This is a genomic window from Chlorogloeopsis sp. ULAP01 (assembly GCF_030381805.1).
GTDB lineage: Bacteria > Cyanobacteriota > Cyanobacteriia > Cyanobacteriales > Nostocaceae > Chlorogloeopsis.
On sequence record NZ_JAUDRH010000003.1, the window covers coordinates 479,517 to 497,339 of the forward strand.

Genomic DNA, 17,823 nt, shown 5'->3' on the forward strand with positions numbered 1-17,823 from the left:
TTTTGAGGTGAGAGTTTTGATTTAAGATACAGGATTTTGTAGGGATATGGGTTAATAATTAGTAGATAGTGGTAAACAACCAACTACTGTACGGGCGGGTTTTGTTAATTAACTTTCGGTTCAAACCGATAAATTATCTTCTAAACCCGCCCCTACCAACTACTCGCCGTCTCCCTTATTTAGTAATTTTTACTAGACTTTTATCTTTGTTGTAAGTATTTAATAATACCATGGGCTATTGCTTCTGCCATTCGATTTTGATATTCTGGGTTTCCTAAGCGAGGATTATCCTCTCGACCAGTCATGTAACCTGTTTCCACTAAAATTGAGGGCATAGAACTCTTCCTGAGGACGTAAAATCTGGCTTTTCGCGTTCCTCGGTCTTTAAGAGTAGGGATATTTTGGAGAATAGTAGTGCGAACTACCTCAGCCAAACGGTAGCCACTGTCGTAATAATAAACTTCGAGTCCATTGACATCAGGACGGTTATCAATGGCATTTCCATGAACGCTGACAAACAAAGTTGCATTAGCACGCTCTGCTATATCCACTCGTCCTTGCAGTTCTACGAAAAAGTCAGAATTGCGTGTCAAGACAGTTTGAATGCCATTTTGTTCTAGAACAGCTGCTATTCTTTTACTGATAGGCAGAACAACATCTTTTTCCAGCAACCCACCTAATCCAGGCGCACCGGAATCTTTGCCGCCATGCCCAGGATCAATAACAACAACAACTCGTCCTCTGGGTGCTGGACGAGGTGGTTGTGGCTGTGCGACTGCATCGGGATTATCTGTGCTATTTCCTGAGAGTGGTTGAGGATTAGGTTGTGGTAGGGGTGGAAAAGCGGTAGGGGGTGTGACTGCCCGATTACGTTGTAAATCAAGCGCTACAAACCGATCGCCAACTTGGTTAACTTCCCCGATTTGTACTCCTGCTGCTGGTTGGACGTAGACATAAACAGTATGATCGTCTTTTTGTTGCAAGCGTACTCGCAGAACAGGACTATTAGCGTCCATTACAGGGCCTCTCACAGGCGCAGCTAGTTTAGCATTGGGAATAATGATGCGAAAAAGACCAGAGGTTCGATCCCAACCACCGTTAGCTGAGATATTGCGATCGCCTTTAATAATTAATTGTCTGCCAGTAGCACTCAGTTCCACACCCTCAATTGTTGTCATCTCAGTGGTTGCTGTAGGGATGGGGTTACTATCTGAGGTGGGGCGAGAACTATTATCCCTAGACAATCTCACTGGATTAGTATTGGGTGTGGAGCGAGAATTATTATCTCTGGACAATCTTACTGGATTAGTATTTGGTAAAACTATTAAACCGCCAATAGCGCTTGTACTTGCCCGCCAATCCGGACTATTTTTGTTCAGTTGCATTGTCATGCGGACTGTTGGTGGTGTTGTTTCCAATTCTGTGAATTGAATATTGTTAACACCGTAGCGATTTACACTTACATCCCGTTGAGTTAGGCGTGGTGATAAAGTTGCGCCAGGGATATCAATATTAATATTATTTTCTGGGGTGCGATTTACTTGCACTTTAGGAACAACACCACTGGTGCGGATGAAAAACCCATCTCCAGTTATCCGTAAATTTTCTATTTGTGTCGCTCCGGTAATAGCACTAGCAACTGTTGCTTTTTTGACAGTGGTATTTGAAGCGTCTGCGGTTACCACACTGTAAAGGTTTCTGGTAGGTGCAGCAGCAATTGGCTCAAGTTCTGGCTTTGGTAATTGTACTTGTCTAACTGCTTCACGTTCTGGCTTTGGTAATTGCACTCGCCAACGACTGGCACTGATGCCCTCAAATTTTACCTTTTGGGGGTCAAGAGTATAACCGGGATTGAGTTCGACTACAACCCGCGTGATTTGGGGGTCAAATTGTCCAATTCGGACAGCGCGAATTGCGCCACCGACATTTTGGACAAGCTGTGGACGTCCAAACTTAATCCCTGGCAAATCAATCACCAAGCGCGTCGGATTGAAAATCAATTGTGCGGTGGGTTGAACAGCCCCATCAGTGTTAATTTCCAACTGATTTTGATCGGCATCAAAACGCCAAGATTGCAGGTTCGCTGCATCAGCAGGCGACGATAACAGGGAGATACTTAAAACAGTACCAGGTATCAACCAGTGTAATTTCACAATGTTTTCTCCTGATTCACATTTATGAGAATCGTTAATTAATCAAAGCTTTGACAATTCCTCACACCGTTACCACTGAAACCCTAGCTTTGATGCCGCATACGCATACATCGATTGATGCTTTATTCAAGCATGAAAGTAGTACTTAATAAAGTTACAGCTAATGGCGTCAAATTCTAGCATGACAATCAGATTTTTTGCTGCCGTGATGACAGAAAAAATAGAGCCGCTATAAATAGTAAGTTATACTCACCAAGTGATTAGGACTTAGGTATTCAACATAAGTACTATATGTGGCTTGGGTGTTTCAGCTTGTGTCTGCTGTTTCCGACAACTGATACAACAAATATCCAAGTCGAGCGGGATTGTACAAAAGTGGCTGAAACAACAAAGCTTTATATGCACATTATGGTTAATTTGTACAGGATTTAACTCCTAGAGATAACCAAAATTAACAACAACAGTCAATTCCGTCAACGATATTTAAGGTGGCAAGAAATGTTTTATGTTGCGTAATTTTTGGAAATGTGTGTATTAACATCAAGGCAAGAATTGTAAATACCAATATTTAATTGCTAGAAAAGTAGCGTTGCTTCGGCATAAACACTGAAATTTAAAGTATATGTTGAATCATCTTTGTTTGAGATATTGGAGAATACCACGAGCGATCGCTTCTGCCATTTGATTTTGGTACCAAGTAGCTCGCAGCCTGGTAATATCCTCTCGTCCTGTCAAATAGCCAGTCTCTACAAGAATGGAAGGCATAGAACTTTTCCGGAGGACATAGAATCTGGCTTTGCGGACTCCCCGATCTCTGATATTGACACTTCTAAGAATGCTATTGTGGACAATGCGAGCTAGCCTATTACCTGTATCGTAATAATACGTTTCCAAACCATTCACATCCGGACGACCTAAACCCACGGAATTGGCGTGTATACTAACAAAGACATCAGCATTGGCGCGCTCTGCCATCGCGACTCTTCCCGGTAAGGTGACGAAATAGTCAGAATTCCGTGTGAGTACAACTTGCACGCCATTTTGTTGTAAGATTTGCGCCAGCTTTTTACTAATCGGTAGGATGATATCTTTTTCTCGCGTTCCCCCAATACCGATCGCACCTGCGTCTTTACCGCCATGCCCCGGATCAATCAGGACTACCACTCGCCCATTGACAGCTCGGCGTGGGGGTGCAGCAGGGCGGGGTTTTGGTGGAACTTGACCCTCTGACATTGGTCGTGGATTGGGTTTTGGTAGGGGAGGTAAAGCAACCGGAGGTGTAACCCGACTAGGTGAGCGGCCAATCGGAGGTAGAATTCGTCCTGATGAACGTTGTAATTCTAAAGCCAAAAGAGGGCTGTTGAGTCGGTTGAGTTGCCTAATTTGCACTCCTGCCGCAGGCTGAATAAAAATAGCGACAGTGTTGGGATTTTGCTGTCGCAGGCGTATTCGCAGCAGTGGGCTACTGTCGTTTAATGTAGGGCCTTTGACTGTAGAAGCGAGGCGAGCATTATTAACAGTGATCCGGTACATGAGCGAGGATCTATCCCAGCCACTGGTAGCAGATAAAGAGCGATCGCCTTTAATTAGTAACTGTGTACCATTGCCAGTCAACTCCACAGATTCAATAGTGGCTGGCGAGTCTGTTTCCAAAGAGCGAGGAGATGGATTAGTTGGGGTAGAGTTTGATTGCTCTTCTTGTCTGGGAAGGCGAGAAGTGCTACTGGCAGGCAATCTACTAACTCCACCACGAGGTAATACTACCAAACCATTACTACCGCTAGGTATGACTCGCCAATCAGGGCTATTTCTATTTACCCGCATTGTTAGGCGAACAGTGGGTTTTGAAGTATCCAACTGTGTAAGTTGAACATCACTGACACCATAGCGATTAATTGGCAGCTCGCGTCGCGCCAGATTTGGTGACAAAGCCGCATCAGAAATGTCTAGGTAAATATTGGTGCGATCATCGCTGCGTTTGACTTTGACTCCTGGTTTACCACTGCCACTAGTACGGATAAAAAACCCATCTCCTGTAGCTAGGAAGTTTTCAATTTGAGTTGCAGCTTCTGTTGTTTTGGCGATCGTCTCCTTTTCCCCAGATGGATTGGGAGATTCTGTAGTTACTACACTGTAAAGATTTCTGTTTGCTAGTGGTGCTGCTGCTTCACGTTCTGGCTTTGGTAATTGCACTCGCCAACGACTGGCACTGATACCCTCAAATTTTACCTTTTGGGGGTCAAGAGTATAACCGGGATTGAGTTCGACTACAACCCGCGTGATTTGGGGGTCAAATTGTCCAACTCGGACAGCGCGAATTGCGCCACCGACATTTTGGACAAGCTGTGGACGTCCAAACTTAATCCCTGGCAAATCAATCACCAAGCGTGTCGGATTGAAAATCAATTGTGCGGTGGGTTGAACAGCCCCATCAGTGTTAATTTCCAACTGATTTCGATCGGCATCAAAACGCCAAGATTGCAGGTTCGCTGCATCAGCAGGCGACGATAACAGGGAGATACTTAAAACAGTACCAGGTATCAACCAGTGTATTTTCACAGTGCTTTCTCCTGAGTCGCATTTAAGGGAGCAGTTAATTTATCACAAGTGTTGGTAAATCCTCAGGTAGTCACCATCAACTTTTCGCTTTAATGAGTAATTTAAGCTAATTTGTCGCTGGCATTGGCATAACTTTTGTTGTTGTATGGTTAATTTTGCGACCATATTAAAGTTAAAGCCAATGGTGTGCAATTTTAGCATTGATTCTACCGCTCACTTTGCCACAAAGGTATGGGAATTTAGTTTGCAATGAGCATTAGATTACACCAACAAAAAATAACCAAAATTAACAATAGCAGTCAAATACATCAAAATATACTTTATTTTGCAAATAATCCTTTGATTTTTTGACTGTTAGTTTTTGATTCAATTAGTGATTAAATTGAGCATTTGTTAACTGATGAGCTAAAACTTGTAAAGACTAATTTTCAAGCGCTTGAAAAATCGCTAAATCAGAACTGAGGAAATAAATTAGGTATGGGAACAAATAACATTAGTAATATTGGTAGTAATTAAGAAAATCTCCTCAAAAGATCCAATTACAGGCGACGGAGTACGAAGGATAGAAGTTTCCGAATACTATCGCAAGATTCTCAACAGTTTCATAGTAGAAGTTACTCATAGCTTTAATTATCGTTCAAGTACAAACGCACTTAAGTGCGTCTGTACTCAGAGATTCTATTTATTTATTGCCCTCCGAAGAATTGGGGCTAGGTTCAGAAGCCTTGCCATCATCTGATGTTGACATATTTGTACCAGGTGATTCTATGGCTAAGGCAGTTTGAGAGGAACTATTTAAGACTAATTGGTCTGAGTCTGCAAGCGCAGTTGTTGGTTCAGGAAACACAAACCGCAACCAAGGAGGGGCTAAAAACGTTGTGAGGATAACCATCATGATAATGGCTGCCTCCAGTGGTTTTGAGAGAATGCCTATGTTTGATCCTATACCAAGAAATACCAATCCGACTTCACCCCGTGGAATCATTCCCACACCAATTGCCAAACGATTAATTTGGGATTGACCAAATACGCTTAACCCTGTGACAACTTTACCGAAGATTGCTACTCCAATGAGGAAACCAGCCATGATTAAACCTTCTCGGTTGCTGGGAATTGCTGGATTTAAAACACCCAAGTCAGTTTTGGCTCCAACAGTGACAAAGAAAATCGGCACCAGCATATCGGCAATGGGAATAATCTGCTTTTGTAGTTCTTTGCGCTTATCTGTTTCTTCGAGAACTAAACCTGCTGCAAAAGCCCCTAAAATCGCTTCTAGCTGAATTACGGCGGCAATATATGCCATAACAAAGGCAAAAATGAATGCTGGTATGATCAGTTCACCCCGTGTTTTCAATTTATTAACGATCGCGACAAAGCTCTTATTGAAAATATTACCCAGTGCGATCGCACCCACAAGAAAAGCACTGGCGCTGATCATCAAATAAACAACTTTGCCTACATCTACTGTGCCATCTTTAGCCAAGCTTGCTACTACTGCTAGAACGATAATTCCCAATACGTCATCAATAACCGCAGCACCAAGAATAATTTGCCCTTCTTTGGAATTTAAACGTCCCAGTTCTGATAGCACCTTAGAAGTGATACCAATACTTGTGGCAGTTAACGCCGCCCCAGCAAAAATCGCCGGCACTGCTGGGATACCAAACAAAATCATTAATCCTGCTGTGCCAGCAGTAAAGGGTACAACCACCCCAACCACTGCCACAATGGCGGCTTGGATGCCCACCTCCATCAAATCTTTTAAGTTCGACTCTAAACCAATTTCAAACAGCAGGATGATTACACCCAGTTCTGCCAAAACGGAAATTACCTCCGATTGGGCTGCAAACACGGCATCGGCTGCATCAGGACTTAAACCGGCAGTAGTTTCCAAAAAAGAAATAATTAAAGAACTAGAACTATCTGCCCCTGCTTCAGGAAACACCAACAAATGTAAGACAGATACACCGACAACTACACCACCTACTAATTCACCTAATACAGGCGGCAAACCAAAGCGGTTTGATAGTTCTCCTCCGAGTTTGCTAGCCAAATAAACTACGACTAAACTCAGCAGCACTGCTGCCACTACCAGCGAACTATCTGCTGTTTCGGCTGTCGTTGCCAACAAAGGTAAAGAAAAGTTAGTTGCACCTAAAAACTGCATTGATTCTATAGAAATCATTCCTTCTAATTTACAAGCTGTTGAGCTTCGGCTTTTTGTCTTTTGTCATTTGTCCAGCAAATATCTGTCTTTTGTCATGTGTCTCAAACTAATAACTCTTGAGTTACTAGTTATCTGATAATTGTAGAAGGCGTTGCCAGTGAAACTCTGATACTGGGACTACAGATAATCTAGGCAAACGCAACAAGTCAAAGTTTTCAAAGCTGGTATCTTGTTTAATTTGAGTCAGGGTAACAGGTTGAGGTACTTTTCGCACTACTCGCAAATCTACAACTACTCGCTTGGCGTCGTTCAATGCTGGATCGGGGTAAGGTTGACTTATTACCTCTGCCAAGCCCATAACTTGTCGTTCATTGCCTGTGTGATAAATTAGTACCAGATCGCCAATCGTCATTGTACGTAGATGCTTGAGGGCTAGGTTGTTGTTCACTCCATTCCAAACTGTAGTACCATCACGTTCTAAGTCTGAATAGGAATACTCGTGTGGTTCAGTTTTCAGCAACCAATACGCCATGAAAGCATCTCCAAAAGTTTGGGTGTAATTTTCTAGGTTTCTAAAAATGTAACCGTTCTAGCTACTTGATATTTAAGTGCCAAAGTAGAAACACATTACAGTGTAGGCGCAGATGTAAATATTTCGTCAATCAGAGAGATTTTGGTAAAAACCTGCTCGTACATTGGTTAGTGGTTAATAGCTAATGGCTAATGGCAATGAACAATTAACAATTAGCAATTAACAACCAAATAATTATTTTTTCGAGGAGTGATATCTCAAATGAATAAATCTACTCTATCGGGTTCTCGGTTATTGACTAGGAACCTTTGGAAAACTGTACCTTTGGCTTTGCTTGTATATGTTACTTTTGCCCAACCTATCTGGGCGCAAGAGAAAGAGAAAATGTTTAGAACTTTAACAGTCACTGGTCGTGGAGTAGAATCAATACCTGCAACACTAGCTCAAGTTGTTTTGGGTGTGGAGGTTCAAACTAAAACAGCGCAAGAGGCACAGCAGGAAACTGCGCGCAGATCAAAAGCCGTGGTGGCACTGCTGAAAAGTCGTAACGTGCAGAAATTGCAAACCACTGGCATCACTCTTAATCCAGTTTATAGCTACAAAGATAATGTGCAGCGCCTGACTGGTTACGTTGCTACTAATACCGTGAGTTTTCGCATTGCCACCGAGCAAGCTGGCACTTTATTAGATGAAGCCGTCAAAGCAGGTGCAACGCAAATTAGCAGCATTAGTTTTGTTGCCACTGACGAAGCGATCGCTCAAGCTCAAAAACAAGCACTCAAAGAAGCTACCCAAGAAGCGCAACAGCAAGCTGATGCGGTTTTTGGTACCTTGGGTTTTCAACGCAAAGAAGTAGTTAGTATTCAAATCAATGGAGCAAGTGCGCCACCACCACCGCCACGTCCCCTATTGCGTGCTGAAGCTGGTAAGTTAGCACAGGATGCCTCTACTCCTGTAGAAGGTGGCGAACAACAGGTAGAAGCATCAGTGACGTTGCAAATTAGTTATTAACTAGGGACTGGGGACTAGGGACTAGGGAACAGAAGATAAAAGATAAAAGGCAAAAAAGAAAAGAATCTTTTACCTTTTTACTTTTTACTTTAAACTCAAAGCCCAATACCCAATCCCCTATCACCAGTACCCAGTACCCAGTTTCTAAAAATGTTCCGGATTACTATCCATTGTCTCTGCTTCTGTATCCCGCTTAGAACCGAGTAGTTCGAGTTGATCTACCAGAATTACTGGTGTAGAACGGAGCGCACCTGTGTTGCGATCGTTCCAAGATTCAAACTTCAAAGAACCTTTGACGGCAATTTGTTTGCCTTTGCGCACATAATCACCCGCTACCTGTGCAGTTTTTCCCCATAATTCCAAATTGAACCAATCAGTATGATCGCCATCTCTAGTTCGGCGGTTGACTGCTAGTGTTAACTTACACTTTACACTTCCAGATTCAAAATACTTTATATCGGGGTCGGTACCTACACGACCAATCAAGGTGACAATATTAATGCTCATGTGCGTTACCTTTCAGTACAGACGTACTTATTTATTCTGAATTTCATCATAGCGAATTCTCAAGCTAGACGCTCATGTGATAAATCACACAACTAGGGTATGAAAATCTCTTTTCTCTAGTCCCTAGCACGCCAGTCGCTACAACTTTGGGAACCAAAGCAACGCGCTGGCTCCCCTAGCACGCCAGTCGCCTTAACGGAGCGGAGCCTCCGCACGGTGTTGGCTCCCCTAGTCCCTATTTTCAACTTAGAGACTGACTGTTAAATAATAAACAATTATAATTACGTATGGAAATGGTAAAATTTACTCTTTCACAAATACAAAACCATACGGATATACTCCAGTAGTTAAAGAATATAAAAAGGTATAAGCCTGGGATTGGACTAAGATTCCTAAATGAATTTAGTAGAATCACGTACTTTGCTAGACTCAGGTCAAAAAAAGTAATAGAATCCTGCACGATTCTGTCTCACGGTAATAGTCAAAAGTATCGAAAATAGGGGGCAATAAGACGCGTGGGCCTTTTCAGTAAGTTTTCCTTATCGCGAGATATGGGTATCGACCTCGGTACCGCTAATACCCTCGTTTATGTATCTGGTAAAGGCATTGTTCTCCAAGAACCATCGGTAGTTGCCATCGATCAAAATGAAAAGATAGCACTGGCGGTAGGAGAAGAAGCCAAAAAAATGCTCGGTCGAACACCGGAAAATGTGATTGCCCTCCGCCCCTTGCGCGATGGTGTAATCGCAGATTTCGATACAGCCGAGATTATGCTCAAAAGCTTTATTCAGCGTGTCAATGAGGGTAAATCGCTGGTGATGCCCCGGATTGTGATTGGTATTCCGAGTGGAGTAACAGGGGTAGAACGGCGGGCTGTGATGGATGCTGCCACTCAAGCAGGTGCTAGAGAAGTTTTTTTAATTGATGAGCCTGTGGCAGCAGCAATTGGCGCGGGTTTACCTGTAGCTGACCCCACTGGCAACATGATTGTTGATATTGGCGGTGGTACTACAGAAGTAGCGGTACTGAGTCTCCAAGGTACAGTACTTAGCGAATCAGTACGCGTGGCTGGAGATGAACTGACAGACTCAATTGTGCAGTACTTGAAGAAAGTTCATAACCTGGTGATTGGAGAACGTACTGCTGAAGATATTAAGATTCGCCTCGGTTCTGCCTATCCAACTCATGATGATGATGATGCGATGATGGAAGTCAGAGGCTTACATTTACTTTCTGGTTTACCACGAACTGTCACCATTAAAGGGCCAGAAATTCGCGAAAGTATGGCAGAACCGCTATCAGTAATTATTGATGCGGTAAAGCGAACTTTGGAACGTACACCACCAGAATTGGCAGCAGATATTATTGACCGAGGTATCATGCTCGCTGGTGGCGGTGCATTGCTTAAAGGAGTAGATACGTTAATTAGTCATGAAACAGGAATTGTAACACACGTTGCAGCTGATCCACTATGTTGTGTGGTTTTAGGTACAGGTCGTGTGTTAGAAAATTTCAAGCAGCTAGAACGAGTTTTCAGTGCTCGTTCCCGCAATATGTAGTCATCATAAGTACTTTCAAATATTGGATTCTTTATAGAATCCAATATTTTTAACTAAAATAAAAATATAAGGGTATATATGTTTACATTACGTGGTCGATGGTGGGAACATAAAGGGTTACAAGTTGGACTAATCGCTTTATTGCTCGGTGGTGCTTGGTTAGTTCGACACACCCAAGGAGGATTGTTACTGGAAATTTATCAAGGTTTTAGCCGTCAGTTTCAAATTTTGCAGCCTGGACAACCACCAGAAGAACGGATTAAGAATGCCAGAGTTGTGGAACTAGAAACCCGGATAGTAGAGTTAGAAAATCAAAATAAAAAGCTTAAAGAATTATTGAAATATATCGAGAAAGAACCTCTTTCATCGCGCCCTGTTCCAGCAAGGGTGGTAGGGCGTAGTGCCGACAACTGGTGGCAACAAGTAATCCTCAATCGTGGTAGTCAAGCCGGAATTCAAGAAGGCTTCATTGTGAAGGCTGAAGGTGGGTTGGTAGGTTTGGTAGAGACTGTGACTCCCCATACTAGCCGCATACTATTAATCAGCGATCTCAAGAGTAAAGTTGGTGTAAATGTTAGCCGCACCGGAGCTAAGGGAGTTTTGCGGGGTGATTTGTCGGCAGATGCAGTACTAGAGTTTTATGAGAAAGTTCCAAATGCTAAACCCGGAGATGTAATTGTGACATCTACTTATAGTCAAAAGTTTCCATCTGGATTGCCAGTAGGACGAATAAAGTCTTTAGATGTTAAGAAACTTCCGGCATCTGTAGCAAAAGTGGAACTGTTTCCGTCGATACGTTCTTTAGATTGGGTAAGTGTATACCCGAAGCCGGAAAGCGAACATCTGGAGGGTTCTTCATCAGCGAATCAACAGTCACGAAAATTTAATTAGAAGTTAGAGGGCAGAAGGAAGAAATAGGATTTGACTCTTTTGTTCCATTCACAACGGTGGCAGCACCACCAGTTAAACTGCTTTCAAGTCACATTCCTATGAACTATAGTTCACAACAAAGTATGAAATTTCTCTTCTTTGTAACCTGTCACCTGTTCCCTATTTTCAGGTAAGAAGGCAGAAGAAGATTTTTGTCTATATGTTTTGTAATTTATACATAGAAATTTAATGAAAATTCCTGCATTTCGAGGTAGCAGGCAGAAAAAGCCAAAATTGCGATTCTCCAAAGGAAGTGCTAGGCGATCGCAAAAATCAATAATTTCCATTAAACCCCTATCTCGTTGGCATCCCAACCTCCGACAGCTGGTAAATTGGATTGTGATTTTTGGATCTGCACTCTTGTGCTTGCTGATGCTACCCACCCGCTTTATTGGTATGGAATTATTGGGAATAGGGCCGAACTGGCTATTAATTTGGGTAGTGGCTTGGAGTGTTAAGCGTACAATTATTCAAGGAGCATTAGCAGGTATAGTTTTGGGATTACTTCAAGATGCAATGACATCACCCGATCCTACTCATGTCTTAAGTCTTGGAATGGTGGGTTTTCTCACAGCTTTGCTACAAAAGCAGCGTTTTATTCAAGAAGACTTTATTTCGATTGCTTTAATTGTCTTTGGAATGGCAGTACTGGCAGAAACTATCTTTGCCTGCCAATTGGTATTGATGGGCGATCGCAATTCAGTACATATTTGGACTTACTATCAAAAGGTTGCTCTTGCTTCTGCTATTGTCAGTAGTCTCTGGGCTCCTGTGGTTTATTTTCCCCTCAATCGTTGGTGGCAACGGCTGAAATTAGCACAGCAACAATCTTAAACTAGTTGTTAAGAGTTTGATTAATGAGTGTATTTTTATACTATAAATTTTAGCTTACGATGATGGAGAGTACAGAATAGAATCAGTACTAATTTTTTCTGGAATTTTGGCAACCTTTGGCAAGATGGATTAAGGCTAGATTTAAAAAACTGGGAGCTAGATGTTAATGGTTAGTAGCTGATAGCTAATAACTATGAGCCATTAACAATTAGCAATTCACAACCAACTATTTCCTAATCCTTAATCCCTGTATCGCTAAAAATTATGGATAATTCTCCAGTGGTTGCTCAAGCAGATATATCCCTATCCAATTCACTTTTAGTGAGTTCGACAGCGAAATCGGATTCGCAACAACAACAGAAGGTGGGAAGCGACTTTGATCGAGCGATGATGCAGCGATGTTTAGAACTTGCTCGTCGTGCTTTAGGGCGTACTTCCCCAAATCCATTGGTAGGGGCAGTTGTTGTCAAAGATGGAGAAATTGTTGGGGAAGGATTTCATCCTCGTGCGGGTGAGCCGCATGCAGAAGTTTTTGCTCTCAAAGCAGCAGGTACAAATGCTTGTGGGGCAACTGTCTATGTAAATCTCGAACCTTGCAATCATTATGGGCGTACTCCTCCATGTTCGGAAGCTTTGATTGCTGCTGGGGTAGCAAAAGTAGTAGTGGGTATGGTTGATCCCAATCCACTGGTAGCTGGTGGAGGTATTACCCGCTTACGTGCAGCTGGAATAGAAGTATTAGTCGGAGTCGAAGAAGCAGACTGTCGCAAGCTGAATGAAGGTTTTATCCATCGTATTCTCTATAAACGACCGTTGGGAATTTTGAAATATGCTATGACCTTAGATGGCAAAATTGCTACTACTAATGGTCATAGTGCTTGGGTAACTAATCAGCAAGCCCGTGGAGTTGTGCATCAATTGCGGGCTGCTTGCGATGCTGTAATTGTCGGTGGAAATACAGTTAGACTTGATAATCCGCGTTTAACAAGCCATCAGCAGGAAGCACATAATCCACTACGAGTGGTGATGAGCCGTAGCTTGAAATTGCCAGAACAAGCTAACCTATGGCAAACAAAAGAGGCTCCGACTTTAGTGTTGACAGAAGTAGGAGCGAATCCTGCTTTTCGGGAACTATTGCTTAAACAAGGAGTAGAGGTAGTAGAATTTTCGCCACTCACACCAGATAGAGCAATGGCTTATTTGTATGAGCGAGGTTTTTGTAGTGTGCTGTGGGAGTGTGGTGGTACCTTAGCAGCTAGTGCGATCGCTCAAGGAGCAGTGCAAAAAGTTTTAGCATTCATTGCTCCAAAAATTATTGGTGGCAGTAATGCTCCTACGCCTGTAGGAGAGTTGGGTTTTACCACTATGACTGAGGCTTTGTCTTTGGAAGGTGTACAGGTGCGTGTGGTGGGTGCAGATTGTTTAATAGAAGGTTATTTACCTTTAAGACAATAATCTATGGTTAATAGTCAATAGTTTTGTGCTTGGACTGTAAACTATTGACTAAGAATTGATCGCCTATATGTTTTGTTGTCATGAGTACTGGCGTTCATGAGCAAGATCACGGATGAGGGATAACCGAGATTGAATGTAAATACAGAGAAAATCGGTTTCTTGGCAATCCAGTGAAGCTTGTTTTGTAGTTTGTTTAACTAACCACTGTACTAAGCTAGCATCATCCAATTGCAACAGCGTCTTTGTTTGAGTCGTTTCAACAATAGACCAAAGTTGACGCATAATCGTGGGAGTCATCAGACCTCCATATAATCATCATCAGTTGTTTTCAGGATACACAATTTAATTTCAAAGTTCCGGCATTAACGTACAACCTGACATAAGTGTTATTAAAAACTTAATAAACGGACTTATAACTTGATGAAGATTAAGAATAGTGATATTGCAGCGCTTCTGTAACAGAAATTAATCTAATTAGAAGGCAGATGGCAAAAGGCAGAGGGCAGAAGTCGTTCCGCGCAAGAGCGCAGGTAGGGAAGAAAGTTTTTTCATTCGTTATTACTGTAAGCAGTTCATGAAAGCTACTTAATTTATAGCTAGTTATATATTGAATTATTGCGGTTTTTTTTGTAGTTGTAAATTCCTAGAGGCGATCGCCTAACTTCTAGTAACTGGGAAATTGCCTTCATAACTTGGAATCACCGAATTGAACATTCTGTATAAATAAAGTTTAATTCTGACATGAGATGAAGAAACCAATTTTGTTACAGTAAGCTTTTGCTTCTTGTTCCAACTTTGCGATTTCAGTTTGCCACTGCTGAAGTTTCCTTTTGCGTTCAAGTAATTTATCTTGAGTTGGGTTTCTGGATGATTCTGTACCTAGATTTGGGTAAATACCCTTTTTCTCAAGCCAATTGCGGCAATTAGGCTGCCAAAGATACATATGATCGTGCTTATCACCATCGAGACAACGAATTTGCTTGACAGTTAGCTTAGATTCACCAAAAAGAATCTGCTGATTTCTGTCATTATTAGGAAACAAGCGCATCTCACTGCCTATTCCGCGAAAAAATTCCACTACCAGCCACTCACTAAAACCGAATATGCAGACTTCTGTAAGTTCGCTACCATCATCTTCTAGTAAATCCACATCTCCTTTAAGCTCATATCCGATAGCAATTTGTGATGTTTCCCAGCAGCAGTGAGGGTGTTCATCATCCCACTATGCTTTGGCATGGATACAGCAAACCCATTCCAACTCGTTTACATCACTTTACCTTGTTCAATTGCTTTTAGAACTTCATCAACAGTTCGTACAGATATTGTTGGATCTGGTAGATTGCTAGTAAGAGTAATCAGATTATCAGGATGATACTGATTAGAATTAGACAAAAAAGGAGTATGAAACTGAAAGTTCATCACTTTTTCTCTTATAAAGACAGATTTGAATGAGTTTTTCCAGTTAAATCATTGCTACGAAACTGAAAGCGGAAAAGTACTTTGCGATCGCTAGGGTTATCAAAGCGCTGTTCTGCTTCTATTTCGCCACGCCCGGCTGCTAAAATTTTTTGACTTAAACGGGTTTTGGTAGGAAAACTTATTTCATAAAAGATATATCTAGTAACTGATGCTGAACGTTGTAAGCTTAGTTCTAGATTGGTTTTATAATCTCCTTCTGAACTAGTATGTCCTTCTATAACTACGCGGCTAATTTCCTTTTCAAATTCAGGTTTGGAGAAAATTACACTGCTATAAATAGGAATAAAACGGCGTAGAAATTCCTTGCCCTCTGGTTTGAGTTCGGCACTACCTTTAGAAAAAAGAATTGCTTCTCTAATGCTCACATCTCCGCTTTCTGGATTGACTTTGACGTCAATATTGTTGCTTTTAATCTGTCCGACAACATTGCCTATGACTACCCGTTTTGGTTCGTCTCTTTGGAGGATTACAGTAATAAAAAGTAGTACAAAAAACATCAATAAACCAGACATCAAATCGCCAATAGACAGATAAGTGTTTGCATCATCATCATCGGTAATTTCTGATTCAATTTTGTCTCTGATGAAATCATTCATGATACTTTTTTCCATTACTGATGTCACCGTTATTTCTAGCTGCCACCAAAACTTCTGCTGTCTGTAGTAAATTGCCGCAAACCTTAGCCATAGCAGTATCAGCTTCTTTGAAAAAGTTGTTTTGGGAGTTTTCAAAGTGATTTGTCCAAGCTGTTAAAGATTCTTGGAAAGTTGTTGTTAGCTTACTGTATTCTTGTCTTACACCCTGCACTTGCTCACCGATATTACGAGCAAGTTCTTGCAGTTGTAATAGCCTCTGGCTGGAATTTAGTCCGACAGCAGTGGCGAGTTCACTAACTCTTTCAGTAGTCTGACTAATTGTAGTCATGCTTTGGTCTATTTCTTGAGCTAACTGGTTACGTCTGTGATATTCTTGTTGAAAAACGTTATCGAGGTTTGTCACTACTTCAGCTAACCCATTTCGTTGTTTGCCTAATGTACCCTCCAGTAAGTGATTTTGTTGTTCAAAGAAATTTTGAAGATTGGCTTGATATTCTTCTCGGAATTTTGTCAAATCCTGCTCAACTGTTTGACGGGTGTTAATTAGTGTTGTGTCGATGTTTTCTAAGGTATTAAGAAGATGTTCGCTAGCCTCGTTCATCAGTCCAGAAGCTTGATTGCCAATAGTTTTTAGAATGTGAGTTTGATGTTCAAAATCTGCATTTGCTTGATTCAGAATTTTAATAATCCCAGTCTTAGTATCTTCAAGCATTTGCTGTTGTATTTCTGCCTGTAGTTTCAGTGCTGTTTCAAGTTCTGCTCGAATTCCTTGAAAAGTAATTGCCGCTTGATTTGCACTTGCTTCAAAAGCTGTACGCTGGGCTGTCATTCCCTGAATACTTTGTTCAACTGCACTATTTATTTGCTGTGCTGTTTGTTCTAAAACACCTCTTGTATCGGTTTGAAAATGATTCAGCGTTTGCCCTAAATTCTGAGCAAATCTTTCGAGTTGTCCTAAAGTCTGTTGTTGAAAGTTTTGAATTGTGTCAATGGACTTTGCCAAACTTTGGGAAATACCGCCTAATTCCCTATGAAGAGTCTGCACAGCTTCGGAAGCTTGTTGTGTTAACTCTGCACTTTTGTCTAATCTATTAGCAATTGGTTCGAGTACCTCAACTCGTAAATCTTTAATCAGGTTTTCTAATACTTTTTGCCTTTGATTTTCTTGGAGTTCTCGCAGCTTTTTCTGCTCTTGAAAAATAGTTTTTAGCCCTGGTAGGATAACCGATCGCATCTGCTCACCTACGGCTAAACTAATTGCTTCAGACGAAAGTTGGTTTAGCCCAACAAATTTCTCTGCTATGCTTTTACCTACAGCTTGACCAATCGCTTCAGCACTAGGTAGATTTAAGTTGCTCAAGTTTTCTGCTACACGCTTAAATTCTGCTGCTGCTTTACTAATCTCGTTGTCGGCAGTCTTAAAAAAAGCGATCGCATTCAAACGTTTACGTAAACTATTACGTCGTTTCTGCCGTAGTGAATCGCACACGAATAAAACTAAGGTAAACAAGCTACCAGAACCAAGCCCCATCAAAGAAGTGGAGAAAGCTGTTTTCATTCCCGCTAGTAGCTGCTTGATGGCAGGCAATAGCTGCTCAAAGCTTGTTGTATCCAGATTTATTCCTTGCAGTCCTTCCTGAATACCGTAAAATGTTCCCAAAACACCAATAGCAGTGCATAAGGTTGCGACAAAGCGTAGTGAACTACGAGGTACTGGACGTGCTAAAACTTCTGGATATTCTATAAGTACAAACTTGCTATTTAATTGCCGAAGTCGGCTTGAATCATCAGTTCCTAAATACTCTTTTAACCAGAGGCTAATCTGCTTTGGAGGTTGGGGAAATTGAGCATTTGTATTCCTCCTGTGCAATTTCCTCAAAAATGTAATTCCAGCTTCTGTTGTGCCGCACTCTGAATACCAATAGTCCAATAGCGTGTACAGTTCTACTGTGACTGCAACAATCAATACTGCGGCAGTTGCCCAATGAAATGGCTCGTTCTGCCAAACGATATCCCAAATTTTTGCTAATCCCACACTGCA

Annotated in this window: 15 protein-coding genes; 5 read left to right on the plus strand and 10 right to left on the minus strand. The window is 41.7% G+C overall.

The genetic code is table 11. The features are described 5' to 3' along the window. Positions 1-200: 200 nt before the first annotated feature. The 4 genes from QUB80_RS08365 to QUB80_RS08380 all read right to left on the minus strand — a co-directional run bounded on the left by QUB80_RS08365 (position 201) and on the right by QUB80_RS08380 (position 7,411). Entirely contained in the window at positions 201-2,153 is a 1,953-nt protein-coding gene (locus QUB80_RS08365; protein ID WP_289789035.1) for an N-acetylmuramoyl-L-alanine amidase, read from the minus strand. A 630-nt stretch (positions 2,154-2,783) separates the two neighbouring features. Then, a complete protein-coding gene (locus QUB80_RS08370; RefSeq protein WP_289789036.1) occupies positions 2,784-4,712 on the minus strand; it encodes an N-acetylmuramoyl-L-alanine amidase in 1,929 nt (642 codons plus the stop codon). A gap of 682 nt (positions 4,713-5,394) precedes the next feature. Continuing rightward, the gene (locus tag QUB80_RS08375; protein ID WP_289789037.1) at positions 5,395-6,897 is read right to left on the minus strand and encodes a cation:proton antiporter; all 1,503 of its coding nucleotides are present in this window, start codon (positions 6,895-6,897) and stop codon (positions 5,395-5,397) included. A gap of 106 nt (positions 6,898-7,003) precedes the next feature. Next, the gene (locus QUB80_RS08380) at positions 7,004-7,411 is read right to left on the minus strand and encodes an EVE domain-containing protein (protein ID WP_289789038.1); all 408 of its coding nucleotides are present in this window, start codon (positions 7,409-7,411) and stop codon (positions 7,004-7,006) included. Positions 7,412-7,672: 261 nt separating this feature from the next. On the opposite strand from QUB80_RS08380, the gene QUB80_RS08385 reads away from it, so the two are divergent. Beyond that, positions 7,673-8,422: an SIMPL domain-containing protein gene (locus QUB80_RS08385; RefSeq protein ID WP_289789039.1), complete on the plus strand. Its 750-nt coding sequence runs from the start codon at positions 7,673-7,675 to the stop codon at positions 8,420-8,422. A gap of 144 nt (positions 8,423-8,566) precedes the next feature. Here the strand turns inward: QUB80_RS08385 and QUB80_RS08390 are convergent, their stop codons facing one another. Further along, entirely contained in the window at positions 8,567-8,929 is a 363-nt protein-coding gene (locus QUB80_RS08390) for a single-stranded DNA-binding protein (protein ID WP_289789040.1), read from the minus strand. A gap of 551 nt (positions 8,930-9,480) precedes the next feature. On the opposite strand from QUB80_RS08390, the gene QUB80_RS08395 reads away from it, so the two are divergent. The 4 genes from QUB80_RS08395 (at position 9,481) to ribD (ending at position 13,707) form a co-directional block, all read left to right on the plus strand. Then, positions 9,481-10,488: a rod shape-determining protein gene (locus QUB80_RS08395; protein WP_289789041.1), complete on the plus strand. Its 1,008-nt coding sequence runs from the start codon at positions 9,481-9,483 to the stop codon at positions 10,486-10,488. A 78-nt stretch (positions 10,489-10,566) separates the two neighbouring features. Continuing rightward, positions 10,567-11,379: a rod shape-determining protein MreC gene (gene mreC / locus QUB80_RS08400; protein WP_289789042.1), complete on the plus strand. Its 813-nt coding sequence runs from the start codon at positions 10,567-10,569 to the stop codon at positions 11,377-11,379. A gap of 228 nt (positions 11,380-11,607) precedes the next feature. Beyond that, positions 11,608-12,252 (plus strand): rod shape-determining protein MreD, encoded by a 645-nt coding sequence (gene mreD / locus QUB80_RS08405; protein ID WP_289789043.1) that lies wholly within the window; start codon positions 11,608-11,610, stop codon positions 12,250-12,252. A 264-nt stretch (positions 12,253-12,516) separates the two neighbouring features. Further along, positions 12,517-13,707, plus strand: a complete 1,191-nt coding sequence (gene ribD / locus QUB80_RS08410) for a bifunctional diaminohydroxyphosphoribosylaminopyrimidine deaminase/5-amino-6-(5-phosphoribosylamino)uracil reductase RibD (protein ID WP_289789044.1) — start codon at positions 12,517-12,519, stop codon at positions 13,705-13,707. Between the two features lie 78 nt (positions 13,708-13,785). Here ribD and QUB80_RS08415 read toward each other — a convergent pair whose 3' ends face one another. The 5 genes from QUB80_RS08415 to QUB80_RS08435 all read right to left on the minus strand — a co-directional run bounded on the left by QUB80_RS08415 (position 13,786) and on the right by QUB80_RS08435 (position 17,817). Continuing rightward, complete coding sequence (locus tag QUB80_RS08415; RefSeq protein ID WP_289789045.1) at positions 13,786-14,004, minus strand: hypothetical protein; 219 nt, start codon at positions 14,002-14,004, stop codon at positions 13,786-13,788. 433 nt (positions 14,005-14,437) lie between these two features. Beyond that, positions 14,438-14,857 carry a hypothetical protein gene (locus QUB80_RS08420; protein WP_289789046.1) on the minus strand — a complete coding sequence of 140 codons (420 nt, stop codon included), beginning with the start codon at positions 14,855-14,857 and terminating at the stop codon, positions 14,438-14,440. A 113-nt stretch (positions 14,858-14,970) separates the two neighbouring features. Further along, positions 14,971-15,126, minus strand: coding sequence for a hypothetical protein (locus tag QUB80_RS08425; RefSeq protein WP_289789047.1), 156 nt, complete (start codon positions 15,124-15,126; stop codon positions 14,971-14,973). Positions 15,127-15,137: 11 nt separating this feature from the next. Then, positions 15,138-15,782, minus strand: coding sequence for an OmpA/MotB family protein (locus QUB80_RS08430; RefSeq protein WP_289789048.1), 645 nt, complete (start codon positions 15,780-15,782; stop codon positions 15,138-15,140). Then, on the minus strand, positions 15,775-17,817 hold the full coding sequence (locus tag QUB80_RS08435; RefSeq protein ID WP_289789049.1) for a hypothetical protein: 2,043 nt from the start codon (positions 17,815-17,817) through the stop codon (positions 15,775-15,777). Before QUB80_RS08435 ends, QUB80_RS08430 begins: the two co-directional genes overlap by 8 nt. Positions 17,818-17,823 lie beyond the last annotated feature (6 nt).